The 17,398-nt window shown below is 70.3% G+C and carries 13 protein-coding genes; 9 read left to right on the top strand and 4 right to left on the bottom strand.

Translation table 11 applies throughout. The features are described 5' to 3' along the window. The first annotated feature begins 35 nt into the window (after positions 1-35). The 5 genes from glyQ to WG898_RS09410 are packed head-to-tail and all read left to right on the top strand — an operon-like array spanning position 36 to position 5,475. Positions 36-959, top strand: coding sequence for a glycine--tRNA ligase subunit alpha (glyQ, locus tag WG898_RS09430; RefSeq protein ID WP_339602520.1), 924 nt, complete (start codon positions 36-38; stop codon positions 957-959). A 3-nt stretch (positions 960-962) separates the two neighbouring features. Further along, positions 963-3,077 carry a glycine--tRNA ligase subunit beta gene (gene glyS / locus WG898_RS09425; protein ID WP_339602519.1) on the top strand — a complete coding sequence of 705 codons (2,115 nt, stop codon included), beginning with the start codon at positions 963-965 and terminating at the stop codon, positions 3,075-3,077. 55 nt (positions 3,078-3,132) lie between these two features. Then, a complete protein-coding gene (gene gmhB / locus WG898_RS09420; protein ID WP_339602518.1) occupies positions 3,133-3,756 on the top strand; it encodes a D-glycero-beta-D-manno-heptose 1,7-bisphosphate 7-phosphatase in 624 nt (207 codons plus the stop codon). Further along, complete coding sequence (locus WG898_RS09415) at positions 3,756-4,544, top strand: lysophospholipid acyltransferase family protein (RefSeq protein ID WP_339602517.1); 789 nt, start codon at positions 3,756-3,758, stop codon at positions 4,542-4,544. Before gmhB ends, WG898_RS09415 begins: the two co-directional genes overlap by 1 nt. Positions 4,545-4,569: 25 nt before the next feature. After that, positions 4,570-5,475 carry a M48 family metallopeptidase gene (locus WG898_RS09410; RefSeq protein ID WP_339602516.1) on the top strand — a complete coding sequence of 302 codons (906 nt, stop codon included), beginning with the start codon at positions 4,570-4,572 and terminating at the stop codon, positions 5,473-5,475. Positions 5,476-5,714: 239 nt separating this feature from the next. On the opposite strand, the gene WG898_RS09405 is transcribed toward WG898_RS09410, so the two are convergent. Further along, entirely contained in the window at positions 5,715-6,773 is a 1,059-nt protein-coding gene (locus WG898_RS09405) for an MBL fold metallo-hydrolase (protein ID WP_339602515.1), read from the bottom strand. Between the two features lie 55 nt (positions 6,774-6,828). Here WG898_RS09405 and WG898_RS09400 point away from each other — a divergent pair, with 55 nt between their 5' ends. Beyond that, entirely contained in the window at positions 6,829-7,290 is a 462-nt protein-coding gene (locus WG898_RS09400; RefSeq protein ID WP_339602514.1) for a MerR family transcriptional regulator, read from the top strand. Between the two features lie 11 nt (positions 7,291-7,301). On the opposite strand, the gene WG898_RS09395 is transcribed toward WG898_RS09400, so the two are convergent. The 3 genes from WG898_RS09395 to WG898_RS09385 are packed head-to-tail and all read right to left on the bottom strand — an operon-like array spanning position 7,302 to position 11,666. Further along, a complete protein-coding gene (locus WG898_RS09395; protein ID WP_339602513.1) occupies positions 7,302-9,707 on the bottom strand; it encodes an FtsX-like permease family protein in 2,406 nt (801 codons plus the stop codon). 17 nt (positions 9,708-9,724) lie between these two features. Continuing rightward, positions 9,725-10,402, bottom strand: a complete 678-nt coding sequence (locus tag WG898_RS09390; protein WP_339602512.1) for an ABC transporter ATP-binding protein — start codon at positions 10,400-10,402, stop codon at positions 9,725-9,727. Between the two features lie 19 nt (positions 10,403-10,421). Next, positions 10,422-11,666, bottom strand: a complete 1,245-nt coding sequence (locus WG898_RS09385) for an efflux RND transporter periplasmic adaptor subunit (protein ID WP_339602511.1) — start codon at positions 11,664-11,666, stop codon at positions 10,422-10,424. Between the two features lie 229 nt (positions 11,667-11,895). Between WG898_RS09385 and WG898_RS09380 the strand changes: the two genes are divergently transcribed. The 3 genes from WG898_RS09380 to WG898_RS09370 all read left to right on the top strand — a co-directional run bounded on the left by WG898_RS09380 (position 11,896) and on the right by WG898_RS09370 (position 17,386). Then, positions 11,896-13,218, top strand: coding sequence for a sigma-54-dependent transcriptional regulator (locus WG898_RS09380; RefSeq protein ID WP_339602510.1), 1,323 nt, complete (start codon positions 11,896-11,898; stop codon positions 13,216-13,218). Next, positions 13,208-14,437, top strand: a complete 1,230-nt coding sequence (locus WG898_RS09375) for a sensor histidine kinase (RefSeq protein WP_339602509.1) — start codon at positions 13,208-13,210, stop codon at positions 14,435-14,437. Before WG898_RS09380 ends, WG898_RS09375 begins: the two co-directional genes overlap by 11 nt. Positions 14,438-14,515: 78 nt before the next feature. Continuing rightward, complete coding sequence (locus WG898_RS09370) at positions 14,516-17,386, top strand: transglycosylase domain-containing protein (protein WP_339602508.1); 2,871 nt, start codon at positions 14,516-14,518, stop codon at positions 17,384-17,386. The last annotated feature ends 12 nt before the right edge of the window (positions 17,387-17,398 follow it).

Raw genomic sequence — 17,398 nt, 5'->3', positions numbered from 1 at the left:
GGGCGCTTCCCAATGTCGACCGCCACGCGCCCACCATGCTGAGCTTCCAGCAAATCATTCTCAAGCTTCAGGAATATTGGTCCGCCCAAGGCTGCGCCTTGCTGCAGCCCTATGACATGGAGGTCGGCGCCGGCACCAGCCACACCGCCACCTTTTTGCGTGCCCTCGGCCCCGAGCCCTGGAAGGCCGCCTATGTGCAGCCCAGCCGCCGCCCCAAGGACGGCCGCTATGGCGAGAACCCGAATCGCCTGCAGCATTACTACCAGTACCAGGTGGTGCTCAAGCCCGCGCCTGCCAACATCCTGGAGCTCTATCTGGGCTCGCTGGAGGCGCTGGGCTTCGATCTGAAGAAGAACGATGTGCGCTTCGTCGAGGACGATTGGGAAAACCCCACGCTGGGCTGCTGGGGCCTGGGCTGGGAGGTCTGGCTGAACGGCATGGAAGTGACCCAGTTCACCTATTTCCAGCAGGTCGGCGGCATTGACTGCAAGCCCATCACCGGCGAGATCACCTATGGCCTGGAGCGCCTGGCCATGTATCTGCAGGGCGTGGAATCGGTCTACGACCTGGAGTACACGCCCGGGCTGAAGTACGGCGATGTGTTCCACCAGAACGAGGTCGAGCAATCGACCTACAACTTCGAGCACAGCGACGTCGAGTTCCTGCTCAGCGCGTTCGCGGCACATGAGAAGCAGAGCCAGCACCTGATGAGCGCGCAGTTGGCCCTGCCCGCCTATGAGCAACTGCTCAAGGCCGGCCACAGCTTCAACCTGCTGGACGCACGCGGCGCCATCTCGGTGACCGAACGCGCCGCCTACATCGGCCGCATCCGCAATCTGGCGCGTGCCGTGGCGCAGAGCTATCTGGACAGCCGCGCCCGCCTGGGCTTCCCGATGGCGCCCAAGGACTGGGCCGATGAAGTGATTGCCCAGATCGAAAAGAAGACAAAGGCGGCCTGAACCATGACTGCTGAGAACAAGAACCTGCTGGTTGAACTGTTTGTTGAAGAGCTGCCCCCCAAGGCGCTGAAGAAGCTGGGCGAGGCCTTTGCGGCCGTGTTGGCCGACAGCCTGAAGTCGCAAGGCCTGGCTGCACCGGCGGCCGCCGTCACCGCCTACGCCTCGCCGCGCCGCCTGGCCGTGCAGGTGTCAGGTGTTGCCGCCAAGGCCGCGGATCGCGCCGTGCAGCAAAAGCTCATGCCCGTGGCCGTGGCCCTGACGGCTGAGGGCCAGGCCACGCCGGCGCTGCTGAAGAAGCTGGCGGCGGTGGGCGCCGATGCGGCCGTCGTGCCCCAGCTCAAGCGTGCCATGGACGGCAAGGCCGAGGCCTTGTTCCTCGATTCCATCGTGGCCGGCGCCACCTTGGCCGAGGGCCTGCAGAAGGCGCTGGACGAGAGCCTGGCCAAGCTGCCCATCCCCAAGGTCATGACTTACCAGCTGGCCGATGGCTGGAGCGATGTGAAGTTCGTGCGCCCGGCCCATGGCCTGGTGGCCCTGCATGGCACGGCCGTGCTGCCGGTGCAGGCCCTGGGCCTCGCCGCCGGCCGCACGACGCGCGGCCATCGCTTCGAGGCCAGCCTGCCCGAGCTGAGCATTGAAAGTGCCGACAGCTATGCCGCTTACTTAAGCGAGCAGGGCGCCGTGATTGCCAGCTTTGCCGAGCGCCGCGCCGAGATCCTGCGCCAGCTCGGCGAGGCGGCCGCCAAGGAGGGCCTCAAGCCGATCGACGACGAGGCCCTGCTGGACGAGGTCACGGCACTGGTCGAACGCCCCAATGTGCTGACCTGCCAGTTCGAGACCGAGTTCCTGGCGGTGCCGCAGGAATGCCTGATTCTGACGATGAAGGCGAACCAGAAGTACTTCCCGCTGCTGGATGCCGAAGGCAGGCTGACCAACAAGTTCCTGGTCGTCTCCAACATCCGCCCAATTGATGCCAGCGCGGTGACCGGCGGCAACGAGCGCGTGGTGCGCCCGCGCCTGTCGGACGCCAAGTTCTTCTTCGACCAGGATCGCAAGAAGAGACTGGCCGAGCGCGTGCCAGGTCTTGCCAAGGTGGTCTACCACGGCAAGTTGGGCACGCAGGGTGAGCGCGTCGAGCGCGTGCGCGCGATCGCCGGAGCGATCGCCGCACAGCTCGGCGCCGACGCCGAACTCAGCGCCCAGGTGGACCAGGCGGCGCAGCTGGCCAAGGCCGACCTGCTCACCGACATGGTGGGTGAGTTCCCCGAGCTGCAGGGCATCATGGGCGGCTATTACGCCCGCCACGACGGCCTCGGTGATGCCGTGGCCGAGGCCATCGAAGACCATTACAAGCCGCGTTTTGCCGGTGACGAGCTGCCGCGCAACCAGGTGGGCCTGGTGGTGGCGCTGGCCGACAAGTTGGAGACCCTGGTGGGCCTGTTCGGCATCGGCCAACTGCCCACCGGCGACAAGGACCCCTTCGCGCTGCGCCGCCATGCGCTGGGTGTGGTGCGCATGCTGTCCGAACGTGCCGGCACGCTGGCGCTGAGCACCCTGCTGAAGGCGGCCGTGCCGGCCTTTGGTGGCCTGATCCAGGACCCCAGCGAGGCGCTCGCGCAATTCATCTACGAGCGCCTCTCCGGCAGTCTGCGCGAGCAGGGCTATAGCGCCCAGGAAGTCGACGCCGTGCTGGCGCTGAATCCGCAGCGCCTGGCCGATGTGGGCGCGCGCCTGCAGGCGGTGCGCGCCTTCGCGGCCCTGTCTGAGGCGGCCGCGCTGGCCGCCGCCAACAAGCGCATCGGCAACATCCTCAAGAAGAGCGAAGAACAAGCGCTGCAGGCACAGATCAATGAGGCCCTGCTGGTCGAGCCGGCCGAGCAGCAGCTGGCCGGCGCGCTGAAGATGACCGCACATGTGGCCGATGCGCTGTTCCACAACGGCGAGTACGCCGCCTCCCTGCGCGAGCTGGCGACGCTCAGGGGGCCGGTGGATGCCTTCTTCGACGGCGTGATGGTGAATGCCGAAGATCCGGCGCTGCGCGCCAACCGCCTGGGCCTGCTGAAGAGTCTGCACGAGGCGATGAACCGCGTGGCCGATCTATCCCGCCTGGCCAGCTAACCACCGTTCGTTCGCAAGCACCATGCCCTCGATGCGCTCCGACCACAGCCACAGCATGAAGCTCGTCATTCTGGGCCGTGACGGGACCATCAACCGCTACCGCGACGACCATGTGAAGTCGATCGACGAGCTCGAACCGCTGCCCGGGGCGTTGGAGGCGGTGGCAAGGCTCAACCATGCGGGCTGGCACACGGTGATGGCCACCAACCAGCCCGGCATCGGCCGCGGATTGCTGGACATGGCCTCGCTGAACGCGGTGCATATGCGCTTGAATCAGCTGCTGGCCGAGAAGGGCGGGCGGCTGGACGCGGTGTTCTTCTGTCCGCACACGCCCGAGGAGGGCTGCACCTGCCGCAAGCCGTTGCCGGGCCTGATCGAGCAGATCGGCGAGCGCTTCGGCGTGGCGCTGCCGCAGGTGCATATGGTGGGCGCCAGCCTGCGCGATATCCAGACCGCCCAGGCCGCCGGCTGCGTGCCGCATCTGCTGCGCAGCGACCGCCTCGGCAAGCTCGACGAGGCCCAGCTCCAGGCTCTGCTGGCCCAGGTGCCGGGCGCGCGCCTGCATGCCGACCTGACCCAATTCGCCGAACACCTGATACAGGACGAGCGCCGCGCCAAGGCCGATGCGCGCGGCGAGGCCATGCCGCCCGACACCGGCCCGGGCGATCTGAGCGAATGATGTTGTCGCTGCTGTCGGCGCTGCGCTCGCTGCTGTTCCTGCTCTACCTCAGCGCCACGGTGATCCCCTGGGCCATGGCGGTGCTGCTGATCTCGCTGTTTGCGCGCGGCGACAAGGTCTACTGGGCCTGCGTGGGCTGGCTGCGCCTGGCCATCCGCGGCGCCGAGCTGATCTGCGGCGTGCATTACCGCGTGCAGGGCATGGAGAACCTGCCTAGCAAGGCCGACAAGAACTCGGCGGTGGTGCTGCTGTCCAAGCACCAGTCCACCTGGGAAGCCTTTGCCTACCCCACCCTGATGGCCCATCCGATGGCCTATGTGTTCAAGCGCGAGCTGCTCTATGTGCCCTTCTTCGGCTGGGCGATGGCGCGCCTGGACATGATCCACATCGATCGCAGCAAGCGCACCGAGGCCTGGGCCCGCGTGGCGGCGCAGGGCAAGCGCCTGGCGGCGATGGGGCATTGGGTCATCATGTTTCCCGAGGGCACGCGCATCGCGCGCGGCCGCAAGGGCGACTACAAGACCGGCGGCACACGCCTGGCGATCGCCAACGGCGTGCCGGTGGTGCCGATCGCCACCACGTCTGCGCGCTGCTGGCCGCCACGCAGCTTCCTGATCCGGCCCGGCGTGATCGAGGTCTCGATCGGCAGGCCCATCCCCTCGGTGGGGCGCGAGCCGGCCGAGCTGATGCGCGAGGTCGAGGCCTGGATCGAGGCCGAGATGCGGCGGCTCGATCCCGAAGCCTACGCGAGCGCGGCCCGGCATGCCGAGCAGCGCACGCTGGCTTGAGCAATCATCAGTACACTCGCAGGCCATGCTGAGACGTCTGGCCGGGCTCTTTTCCAAGCAAGCGCAGCAGCTGTCGCTGTTCGACGGTGCTGAGCCGCAGCTTGCGCCCCTGGTGAATGCGCCGCCGCCGCCGCCGGCCCGGCCCGAGCGCCCCATGCCCTCGGCGCACAGCCGCGAGCTGCTGCTGGATGGCCACCGCGTGGCTTATGAGCTGCGCCGCGCACGCCGCCGCAGCATCGGTTTCACCGTCAGCGAGTTGGGGCTGCGCGTCAGCGCGCCGCGCTGGGTGCCGCTGGGCGAGATCGAGCGTGCGCTGCAGATCAAGTCCGGCTGGATCCTGCGCAAGCTGGTGGAGCAGCGCGAACGCGCCCAGCGCGTCGAGGCGGCTCGGGTGCAATGGGCCGATGGCTGCAGCGTGCCCTATCTGGGCGAGAGCCTGATCGTGGTGCTCGATCCGTCCGCCGCGCAACACCCAGGCGGCGCGCGCTACGACAGCGGCGCGGCCGACCCTCAAGCCACGCTGGCCTCGGTGGCGCGCCACACCCTCTACCTGGGCCTGCCGCAGGGCGCCAGCGCCGAGCAGGTGCGCGATGCCGTGCAGGCCTGGTTGCAGCGCCAGGCCAAGGCCTTGTTCGAGCAGCGTTGCCGCCATTTCGCCGCCCAGCTGGGCGTGCACATGACGCGGCTGCGCCTGTCGTCGGCGCAGACGCGCTGGGGCAGTGCCAACGCCGATGGCGTGATACGGCTGAACTGGCGCCTCATCCACTTCGGCGTGGCCACCATCGACTATGTGGTGGCGCATGAGCTAGCGCATCTGCGCGAGATGAACCACAGCCCGCGCTTCTGGGCGCTGGTGCGTTCGGTGATTCCGGACTACGAGGCCTCGCGCGAGCGCCTGCGCCAGGCGGCCCTGCCCAGCTTCGAGGCCTGAGCTCATCCCCCTTTGGGGGGGCTTGTCCGGGCGTGGTGTGGCCTTCACACTCGCGCCTGCAAGCTGTCATCACCCGCATCTGAGTTCACGAGGGTTTCAAGTCTCCCGGAACTTACGGTGGCGCCAGGGCCCCGCATCCCCATGGATCCGGTAGACCCGCGCTTGGAACCGAAAAGTTGATGCCATAAAAAAGGCCCGACCCGCCGCCCCCTCCCGGGGGCGGCGGACACCGGTTGAGCCTAGATCGCTGAAAAGCGGTACACCCCGTTCTCATCCCGGCTGCGGCGCAGCCGCCCCGCCAGCCACAGCGCATTCAGATGCGCCACCGATTCGCCCATCGCGAAGGTGGTCTGGTGCAGATCGAGCTTGCGCTTGAACATCAGCTCCAGCAGCTCGGCCGCGTGGCAGGGCTTGGCGGCGCAGGCCTGCAGCACCTCGGCCAGGCGCTCGTCGTGGTGTTGCAGCAGCTGGTCCACGCGCGCATGCAGGCCGCGGAAGGGCTTGCCGTGCGAGGGCAGCACCAGGGTCTCGGCCGGCAGGCTCAGCATGCGCCTGACCGAGTCCAGGTAGAGGCTCAGCGGGTCGGCCTCGGGCTCCACATCCACCACGCTGACATTGGTGGAAATGCGCGGCAGCACCATATCGCCCGAGATCAACAGGCCCTGGCTGGCACTGTGCAGGCTGATGTGCTCGGGCGCATGGCCGTAGCCGGCGATGCAGCGCCAGTCGTGGCCGCCGATGCGCAAGACCTGACCCTCCATCAGCCGCGCGTAGCTGCTCGGCACCGCCGGCACCATGCTGGGGTAGTAGCTGGCGCGCGCGCGTATCTTGGCCTGCGAGTCGGGGTCGGTGAGGCCGTGGCTGGCGAAGAAGTTGGCGGCGCTCGCACCGCCCATGCCCACGGTGGAGCCGCTGGCCAGGCGCGCGAGGTTGTAGTCGGTCGCACTCATATGCAGGCGGCAGGCCCATTTCTCCGTCAGCCAGGCCGCCAGGCCCATGTGATCGGGGTGGAAATGGGTGACGATGACGCGCAGCACCGGCAGGCCGTCCAGGTGATTCGCAAACACCTGTTCCCAATGCGCCTGGGTGGCCTCGCTGTGGATGCCGCAATCGACGATGCTCCAGCCAGCCCGGCCGTCGATCTCGTCGCGCAGCAGCCAGAGGTTGATATGGTCCAGCGCGAAGGGCAGGCCCATGCGCAACCAGCGCACGCCGGGCTGCAGCTCCAGCACGCCGCCGGGCTCGGGCAGGGCGCCGCCCAGGGGATAGATCAATTCCGATTCGCGTGGGTTGGCCATAGCGCTCTGCCTTAGACTTACGTTTACGTTAACGTCATGTGAGCCCAGTGTAGCCATGAGCACCGAGTCCAGCCGTCCGGCCAAGAAGAGCAGCAAGGCAGCGACACGTGCGGTCGAGCCGGCCACGCGCCTGTTCACCATCACCGAGCTGGCCGCCGAGTTCGACATCACCCCGCGCGCGATCCGCTTCTACGAGGACATGGGCCTGCTCACGCCCGCACGTGCCGGCCGCAACCGCGTCTACACGCACCGCGACCGCACCCGCCTCAAGCTCACCCTGCGCGGCAAGCGCCTGGGCCTGAGCCTGCAGGAGGTCAAGCAGCTGGTCGATATGTACGACTCCGAGTCCGACGCGGCGCCGCAGCTGAAGGCCTTTCTGGCGGTGCTGCAGCAGCACCGCCGCCAGTTGGAGCAGCAGCTCGACGACATCGAGGTCACGCTGGCCGAGATCGCCCAGCATGAGGAGCGCTGCCAAAGCCTGCTGGGCGAAGCGGGCGGCAAGACCAGGCGGGCCTGAACCCTCGCCCCTCAGTCGCGCAGCGCCAGGATGGGCCGCATCGCCATTGCCGCCAGGCCATGGCGCAGGCTGGCCAGCAGGCTCACCAGCAGCAGGCCCGCCAGGGCGAGCGCCTGTGGCCACAGACCGATGTGGGCGCGGTCGGCAAACTGGCTCAGGTATTGCTGGCCCAGCCACCAGGACAGCGGCAGCGCGATCAGCGCCGCCAGCAGCAGCAGGCCGGCGAACTCACGCAACAGCCGGGTCAGGGCCTGCAAGGACGAGGCGCCATGCAGCTTGCGCAGCACCAGCTCGCGCGCATGGCGCTGCACCAGATAGGCGGCCAGGGCATAGACGCCGAAACCTGCCAGGGCGAGGGCCAGCGCGCCGGTGGCGCTGACCAACTGGGCGATGCGGCTGTCGGTCTCGTAGGGCTCCAGCATGGCCTGCTCGACGCGCTCGACGTTGAAGGGTTCGTCCGGGAAGAAGCGCTTCCAGGCCGGTGCCAGCAACTGCTCCGGGTCGCTGCCGGGTTTGAGGCGCAGGTTCAGCACCCAGAAGCCGAGCCGCTCGGCCAGCGCCTGCTCGCTGCGCTGCAGGCGCAGCATATGCGGGCGCGGCAGCTCGCGCGTGCGCTCCAGGGTGAGCGCCGGCACCACGCCGACGATGCGCAGCTGCTCGCGCTGCTGGTTCAGCCCGACCATGGTCGAGCTCACCGTCTTGCCGATGGCCTCGGTGGCGCCGGCAAAGCCGAGCGCGCGCACGGCCGGCTCGTCGAGCACGATGGCATCGTGGCCGGCGCCGGCGAGCTCCCCGGCCAGCAGGGGCACCTTGTAGAAGGCGAAGAAGTCGCTGTCCAGCACGCTCACGCGCAGCTGGGCCTGGCGATCCTGGACGCTGAAATCGGCGTTGCGATCCAGGCGCGCACTGCCCGGCACGCTGTCGGTCCAGGCCATGGCGCCGACCTCGGGGAGCTGCGCCAGGGCCTGGCGCAGGTCCTCGGCCTGCTGGGCGCTGGCGCCCGGCGGCATCGGCAGGGCCAGCGCGCCCTCGGGGTGGTAGCCGAGCTCGCGCTGCAGCACATGGCGGTTCTGCAGGCTCAGCAACAGGGCCAGGCTGCAGACCAGCAGCGCGATGCCGAACTGCAGAACGCTGAGCACACGTCGCAGAGCCATGCCACTGCGACCCTCGCTGGCCTGGCGCCCTTGCAGGGCCGCCCCCGCCTGCTGGCGCCAGGCCAGCCAGGCCGGATAAAGGCTGACCAGGAGGCCCAGCAGCAGGCCGGCCAGCAGCAGGCCGAGCAGGGGCAGCGGCTGCAGCAGCGCGTCGGGCATGGGGACGCGCAGGGCGTTCGTTAGCCATGGCAGCAGCAGCCAGGCCAGCAGCAGGGCCAGCGCCGAGGCCAGCAGGATGCTCAGCTGGGCTTCGACGGCGAATTGCAGCAGCAGCCGGGCCGGGCTCAGGCCCAGGCTTTTGCGGACCGCGATCTCGCGCTGCCGCTGCAGCGTGCGCACCCCGCTGAGGTTGACGAAGTTGAGCAGGGCCAGGCTCAGCAGCAGGCCGGCGATGGCGGCCAGCGCCACCAGCACCTGCACGCGCAAGCGCCCTTCGCGGCCCTCGAAGGGCATCTCGGTCACCGGCAGGGCGCGCATGAAGGCGGCCTTGCGGCCCTTGGCGGTCCATTCCGGCGGCAGTTCCTTCATGATGGGGCTGGCGTCCAACAGGGCCTGCGCCACCACGCCGACCTGAGCGGCGCTGGCGCCCGGCTGCAGGCGGCCGTAGACCCGGCCGGCGATCATGAACCAGGCCTCGCGGGTGTCGCGATCGATGCCCGCGGCCGGCGCGTCGAAACTCAGATAGGCCTCGGCGCGGAACTGGCTGCGCGAGTGCGGCTCGGGCAGCACGGCCGCGACGCTGAGCGGGTGCTTGCCATAGACCAGGGTCTTGCCGAGCACGGCGGTATGGCCGAACAGCTTGCGTGCCAGGCCCTCGGTGATGGCGATGGTGTCCGGTCGGGCCAGGCTGCTGCGCAGGTCGCCCTGCAGCGCGCGCAGATTGAACAGCTCCACCAGGCTGGCGTCGGCGGCCAGGGTGCTGGCATGCAGGCTGCGCTCGCCCTGGCGCAGCGTCACCCTGTCCTCGGACGCGCGACTGAGCAGTTGCACCGGCGCGCGTGCCTGCGCCAGCGCCTGGCTGAACACGAAGGGCGAACCCAGGAACCAGTCCTCCTCGCGCCCCGGCATATTGCCGTGGAAGTCGATCAGCACGATGCGCTCGGGCTCGTGCAGCGCCGGGTCGGGCCGATAGCGCTCGCCCAGCAGCACGGCCAGCAAATAGCAGGCGGCCAGCGCCAGCGCCAGGCCACCTATCAGCACCGCGGCGTTGAGCGGCTCGGCCAGCAGCTGACGCCAGGCCACACGCAGGTCCAGAAATTTCATTGCCAGACTCCCTGTGTTCAGGCCGCGAGTGCATCGACAAGGATGCGGCCGTCCAGCAGGCGCAGGCAGCGCGAGGCCTGTGCGGCATGCGTGGGCGAATGCGTCACCATCACCAGGGTCGTGCCCTCTTCATTGAGCTCGCGCAGGATGCGCATGACCTCCTCGCCCTGGGCGCTGTCGAGGTTGCCGGTGGGTTCGTCGGCCAGCAAGAGGGCCGGGCGCGAGACGATGGCGCGTGCGATCGCCACGCGCTGCTGCTGGCCGCCCGAGAGCTGCGAGGGCCGGTGACCGGCGCGGTGCGCGATACCCAGGCGCTGCATGGCCGCGTCCACGCGCGCCGCATGCTCGCTGGCCGGCACCTCGCCGTATTCCAGCGCCAGCTCGATGTTTTCGCGCACGCTCAGGTCGTCGATCAGGTTGAAGCTCTGGAACACAAAGCCGATGCGGCCGCGGCGCAGCTTGCTGAGCTGGCGTTCGTTCCAGCCCGCCACGTTCTGGCCGTCGAACCAGTATTCGCCGCTGCTGGGCGCGTCCAGCAGGCCCAGGATGCTCAGCAGGCTGGACTTGCCGCAGCCCGAAGGGCCGGTGATGGACAGGTACTCGCCGGCCGCTATCTCCAGGTCGATGCAGTTCAGCGCGGTGGTCTCCACCGCTTCGCTGCGGTGCAGCTTGCTCAGGTTCTTCAGCTTGATCATGGGTGATGCTCCTAGTGCATTAGTTTTTCAGATTCAGGACCGTGGCATCGCCGTACTGGCGTACCCTGGAAACAATCACGCGCTCGCCTGGTGCGAGGCCGTCCAGCACCTCGATGCGGCCGGCGGCGCGGCGGCCCAGGCGCACCGTGCGGCGCTCGGCCAGGCTGCCCTTGGCATCCAGCACATAGACCCAGGCGCCGCCGCTGTCGGCATAGAAGGGGCCGTCGGCGATCAGTCGCGCGCGGCTGGGCTGGCCCAGGCGGATGCGCGCATCCAGGCTCTGGCCGGCCTGCAGGCCAGGTGGCAGGCCTTGCTTGAACTCCATCTCGACGCCGAAGCGCCCCTCCTTCACCTGCGGCAGGCGCTGGGTCACTGTCAGGGGCCAGGTCTTGCCAGCGGCCTCCAGGCTGGCCTGCAGGCCGGTCTGCACCCGGCCGAGGTAGAACTCGTCGACATTGCCGGCCAGCTTGAAGCTGGCGATGTCGTCGATGCGGCCCAGCCGGTCGCCGGGCTTGACCGAGCTGCCCACCTGCAGGGCAAAGCCGCTGAGCTGGCCGTCGCGCGGCGCGCGTGCCGACAGGCTGGCCGCGGCCTGGCGCACCAGCGCCAGACCCTCGCTCAGACCCTTGACGGCGCGCTCCATCTCGGCCACCGCCTGCTCGCGGGTGCGCAGCTCGGCCCTGCCGTCCTCGCGCGCCTGGGCCAGCAGGCGCTGCTGCTGCTCGCGCCGCAGCCGCGCGTCCTCCAGCAATGCGGCCGAGACAAAGCCCTGCGCCGCCAAGCCTTGCTGGCGGGCCCAGTCGTTCTCGGCCCGGGTCAGCTCATGCTGCAGCTGGCTGAGGTCGCGGCGCAATATGGCCTGCGCATTGGCCAGCGCGGTGCGCTGCATGGCCAGATTGGCCTGCTGCTGCGCCACCTCGGCCGAGCGCTGCAGCACCTCCTGCTCGCGCTGCGGATTGGAGAGGCGATAGAGCAGGGCGCCGGCCTTGAGCATCTCGCCGTCGCGCACCAGCACCGCGTCGACCCGGCCGCCCTCGGTGGCGTCCAGCAGCACCTGGTGCGCCGGCACGACCTGGGCGCGCAGGCTCAGCTCGTCGAGGAATTCACCCTCCGCCACGGTCGAGAGGCTGAGCTCGGCGGCCGGCACCGCGAGCCCGCGCGGCAGGCTGGTGAAGAGCAGCGCGCCCAGGCCCAGCAGGCCGGCGGCGGTGCCGCCCCAGCGCAGCAGGCGCTGGTATTTGCGCTTGGGCAGGGGGCGGTCCATGGCGGCGCCCGAGACGGGTGGAAGACTGTGTAGATGGGCGGGGCTCATGGCCAGATCTGTGCAAGCCCTGTGCCAGCCCGTTTTCCTGGGATATGCCCCGGGAGATGTCCCGGCAGATGGCCCGGTCTGGCCGCGATGCTGTCCGCAATCGGACAGGTCCGGCCCGCCCCACTGTCCGGAAGCGGACAGCGGCTGGAAGGCGGCGTGCGCCGCTGCTATGGTGTCGCCCATGTCCTCCTTGCTGGTACTCGACGACGACCCCGACGTGGGCCTGGCGGCCAAGCTGCTCTTGCAGCGCCGCTTCGGCCCGGTGCGGCTGCTGCAGCGGCCCGCTGAATTGATGCCGGCGCTCGATGCCGAAGCCGCCGATCTGCTGCTGCTGGACATGAACTTCCTGCCCGGCCGCACCGATGGCGCCCAGGGCCTGGCGCTGCTGGAGCAGCTGCTGCTGCGGCGCGGCGCCCAGGCGCCGCTGGTGATCGTGATGACGGCCTATGCCGAGGTGAATCTGGCGGTGGCGGCGCTCAAGGCCGGCGCCTTCGACTTCATCACCAAGCCCTGGGACAACGCGAAACTGGTGGCCACCGTGGCCGCCGCGCTGGCGAGCCGTCGGCCGGCCGCGCCTGCGAGTGCCTCGGCCCTGCTGGGCGAGGCCCGCCCGATGCAGGAACTGCGCGCGCTGATCCAGAGCGTCGCGCCCACCGAGGCCAATGTGCTGGTGCTGGGCGAGATGGGCTCAGGCAAGGAGCTGGTGGCGCGCGAGCTGCATGCGCAGTCGGCGCGCGCGGCCGGCACTTTCCTGGCGGTGGACCTGGGCGCGCTGGCCGAATCGACGCTCGAGAGCGAGCTGTTCGGCCACAAGCGCGGCAGCTTCACCGATGCCAAGGGCGAGCGCGCCGGGCGCTTCCAGGCGGCGGCCGGCGGCACGCTTTTCCTCGACGAGGTGGCGAACCTGCCGCTGGCCAGCCAGGCCAAGCTGCTCACCGCGCTGGAGCGCCGCGAGGTCACGCCGCTGGGCGCCGACCAGCCACAGGCCATCGATGTGCGCATCGTCAGCGCCACCAATCTCGACGAGGCCGCGCTGTTCGATGCGCAGCGCTTTCGCCCCGACCTGCTCTACCGCCTCAACACCATCGTGCTGCGCGTGCCGCCGCTGCGCGAGCGCCGCGAAGACATCCCGCTGCTGTGTCAGCACTACCTCTCGCAATACGCGGCCCAATACGCCAAGCCGCCGCGCCATTGCAGCGAGGCGGCGCTGGCGGCCCTGCGGACGCATGACTGGCATGGCAATGTGCGCGCGCTGCGCCATGCCTGCGAGCGCGCGGTGATCCTGGCCCAGGGCGATCGCTACGAGTGCGCCGACTTCGGCCTGCGCGCCGGGCCGGCGCCATCCGCGCCGGAGCCCACGCAAGGCCTGACCCTGCACCAGCGCGAGCGTGCCGCGCTCGACGAGGCGCTGCGCCAGGCCCAGGGCAATATCAGCCAGGCCGCGCGCCTCTTGGGTCTGAGCCGTGCGGCCCTGTACCGCCGCATGGAAAAGCATGAGCTCTAAACGCAGCCGTGTGCTGCGCGCCTGTGTCTGCCTGGCGGCCCTGCTGCTGGCCCTGGGCAGCGCCGGCCTGCTGGCCGCCGCGGGTTCGCCGCGCGTGCAGGCGCTGCTGGGCCTGGCGATGGCGGGGTTGGCCGGCTGGGGCTGGCGGGCGCTGGCGCGCCTGCAGTGGCAGGCAGCGGCGCCGCCGGCCGGGCCGGCGCTGCTGCTGCAGCAACAACAGCAGGAGCTGCAGCAGCGCCTGCTCTTGCTGGAGGGCGAGCTGGAGCATGTGCCGGTGGCCCTGTTCCGCTGCGGCGCCGGCCAGCCGCGGGCGCTGAATGCGCGCGCGCGCCGCCTGCTGGCGCCCGGTGGCGCGCAGGAGCCCGCACAGCTGCTGCAGGAGCTGGCCGAGGCGCGCGGCGAGTCCGGCCGCGAGCTGCTGCAGATCGCCACCGAACGCGGCCTGGAGCGCTGGCTGCTGGCCGGCAGTGCCATGACGTTGCAGGGCGAGCCGGTGCGCCTGCTGGCCCTGCTGCCGCTGGAGTCGGCGCTGGAGGCCGAGACGCTGCGCGCCTGGCGCCAGCTGGTGCATGTGCTGACGCACGAGATCATGAATTCGCTCACCCCGATCGCCTCGCTCGCGCGCAGCGCGCAGGAGCTGCAGAGCGATGCCGAGCGCGCGCAAGACCTGACCCTGGCGCTGGACACAGTGGCGCGGCGTGCCGAGGCGCTGGCGCGCTTTGTGGCGGACTACCGGCGCGTCAGCGACTGGCCCGAGCCGCGGCCCGAGCCGGTCGAACTGCAGGCCCTGTTCGCGCGCCTGCAGCAGCTGGTGGGCGAATCCTGGCGGGCGCGCGGCGGCCAGGCGCGCTTCGAGGTCGAACCCGCCACGCTGACGCTGATGGCCGACCCCGGCCAGCTGGAGCAGGCCCTCATCAACCTGATCAAGAACGCCGCCGAGGCCACCGCCGAGCTGGCCCGGCCCAGCCTGCAGCTGCAGGCGCGGCTGACGCGCGGCGGCCGCCTGACCATCAGCGTGCGCGACAACGGCCCCGGCGTGCCCCAGGGCCTGGAGCAGCAGATCTTCATGCCCTTTTTCAGCGCGCGCAGCCAGGCCGGCGGCGGCGCCGCGGCGGGCATCGGCCTGGCGGTGGTGCGCAACCTCGTGCACGGCATGGGCGGCACGGTGCGCTATGTGAAGCAGCCCGCCGGCGGGGCCTGTTTCGTGCTGAGTTTTTAGGGGGCAAACAGCGCTTATTTCACTTGCACAGGGCGGCCTCGCGATGCCAGACTGAAGCTGCGTTAAGCGAGGTGTACGGTGAAGCGCAGGCCTTGGATCTGGCGTGTTGGTGGGGTCGCCCTGCTGGCAACCCTGGTGGCCTGCGCCCTGGACGAGTTGCAGCGCTCCAACCTGCAATCCGCGCTGTGGAGCCGCGAGGCCGGCGCGGCCGGCTTTCGGGTCGAGCCCGGCGCCAGCCCGGCGATCCGCTTCCCCAGCCACGGGCCCTACGACGAACGCCTGGGCTATCGCGACCTGCCCGCCCACATCGAACGCCTGCGCGAGCAGGGCTTTGCGGTGACCGCGCAGGCGCGCTGGTCGCCCGCGCTGCTGGGGCTTGGCGAGCAGGGCCTCAACGTGCCCTACCGCGAGAAAAGCCAGGCCGGCCTGACGCTCGCGGACTGCCGGGGCGAGCCGCTGCTGAGCCTGCGCCTGCCGCAGCGCCAGTACGAAGGTTTCGAGGCCGTGCCCGAGCTGCTGCTGCGCACCCTGCTGTTCGTCGAGGACCGCCATCTGCTGGACGACGCGAGCCCACACCGCAATCCGGCGCTGGACCCCGAGCGCTTTGCCAAGGCCGCGCTGGAGCAGGCCCTGCATGCGGTGGATGCGCGTCCCGGCGCCGCCGGCGGCAGCACCCTGGCTACCCAGCTGGAGAAATATCGCCACTCGCCGGGCGGGCGCACCGGCTCGGTGAGCGAGAAGCTGCGCCAGATGCTGTCGGCCTCGCGGCGCGCCTATCTGGACGGCGCCGACACGCTGGGGCGACGGCGCCAGATCGTGCTCGACTACCTCAACACCGTGCCGCTGGCGGCACGCCCTGGCTCGGGCGAGGTGCATGGCCTGGGCGATGGCCTGTGGGCCTGGTATGGGCGCGACTTTGCCGACTTCAACCGCGCGCTGGCACCCGACGCGCCGCTGCCGCAGCGCGCGCTCGCCTACAAGCAGGCGCTGTCGCTGATGCTGGCGCAGCGCCGGCCCTCGCATTACCTGCTGCAGCGCGGCGCCACGCTGGCGCCGCTGACCGACAGCTATCTGCGCCTGCTGGCCGAGGCCGGCGTGATAGCGCCGGCGCTGCGCGATGCCGCGCTGCGCCAGCCGCTGGCCCTGCTGGACGCCGCGCCACCCCTGCCGCGCCTGGACTTCACCGAGCGCAAGGCCGTGAGTGCGCTGCGCGTCGAGCTGACCCAGCTGCTGAACCTGCCCAGCGCCTATGCGCTGGACCGGCTGGACCTGGCGGTACAGACCAGCCTGGACGCGCGCGCACAGGCCCTGGCGGTGCGCACCCTGGTGGGCCTGAGCGAGCCGGCCGCGGCGCGCGCCGCCGGCCTTTATGGTTTTCATCTGCTGGGCGAGCGCGATGCGCCGCAGCGCCTGCGCTTCAGCCTGACGCTTTATGAGCGCGGCCGCCACGCCAATCTGCTGCGCGTGCAGGCCGATAACATCGACCAGCCCTTCGACCTCAACCAGGGCGCCAGGCTCAACCTGGGCTCCACCGCCAAGCTGCGCACCCTGATCAGCTATCTGGAGGCGGTGGCGGCCCTGCATGGGCGCTGGGCCGCGCTCACCGATGCCGAGCTGGCGGCACTGCGGCCCGCCGCGCCCGACGAGCTGAGCCGCTGGGCGCAGCAATACCTGCTGGCCGAGCGTGCCGCTGGTGCGCCGGTGGGCCTGGGCGCGATGCTCGACGCGGCGCTGCAACGCAGCTTCTCGGCCAGCCCCGCCGAGAGCTTCTACACCGGCGGCGGCCTGCACCGCTTCGAGAACTTCGAGCATGAGCATGACGGCCAGCGCCTGAGCGTGCGCGAGGCCTTCAAGCATTCGGTCAACCTGGTCTTCATACGCCTGCTGCGCGAACTGGTGCGGCACCAGATCTACGGCGGCCCGGACGACAACGCTCGCCTGCTGGCCGATGAGGCCGACCCGCGCCGTGCCCTGCTGCTGGCGCAGTTCGCCGACGCCGAGGGACGCGTGTTCCTGCAGGGCTTCTACCGCAAATACCGGGGTCGGCCCGCGGCCGAGATCGAGGCGCGGCTGCAGCAGGCGCACGCCGCGGCGGCGCGCGCGCGCGGTGGCGCGGCCGCGCTGTCGCTGCTGGACCGCGCCTTTCTGGCGCGCCTGCATCCGCTCGAGCTGTGGCTGCTGGAGCAGTTGCAGCGCCGGCCCGACGCCAAGCTGGCCGAGCTGATCGCGGCCAGCCAGGCCGAGCGGCAGCTGGCCTATGCCTGGCTGTTCAAGACCCGCCACAAGAGCGCCCAGGATCAGCGCCTCGCCGACATGCTGGAACGCGAGGCCTTCGCGCGCATCCATGCTTCCTGGCGGCGCCTGGGCTACCCCTTTGAATCACTCACGCCTTCCTATGCCAGCGCGATCGGCGCCTCGGGCGACCGGCCGGCGGCGCTGGCCGAGCTGATGGGCATCATCCTGAACCGCGGCGAGCGCCTGGCACCGCAGGCGATCGCGGCCCTGCACTTCGGCAGCGCGACGCCCTACGAGACGCGGCTGCAGCGCCAGGGCCGCGCCGCCGAGCCCTTGCTGGATCCGCTGGTGGCCGCCGCGGCCGCGCAGGCCCTGCTGGAGGTGGTGCGGGACGGCACGGCACGGCGCCTGCGCGGCGCCCTGCTGGACGAGCACGGCGAGCCGCTCGCGCTGGGCGGCAAGACCGGCACCGGCGACCATCGCTTGCGCCAGCTGGGCAGGGGCGGGCAGCTGCAGGCCGAGCGCGTGCTGGGCCGTTCCGCCAGCTTTGCCTTCACCCTGGGCGAGCGCTATTTCGGCACCGTGATGACCTATGCCCAGGAACCCGACGCGGCGCATTACCACTTCACCAGCGCGATCTCGGTGCAGCTGCTGAAGTCGCTGGGCCCGAGCCTGCTGACGGCGCTGCGCAGCCAGGCCTGCCAGGTCGAGTGAGCGGCTCTCTGC

Source organism: Paucibacter soli (assembly GCF_037482845.1).
Classification (GTDB): domain Bacteria; phylum Pseudomonadota; class Gammaproteobacteria; order Burkholderiales; family Burkholderiaceae_C; genus Paucibacter_B; species Paucibacter_B soli.
The sequence above is the reverse complement of the archived record's forward strand: the minus strand, read 5'-3'. Positions and strand labels throughout refer to the sequence as shown.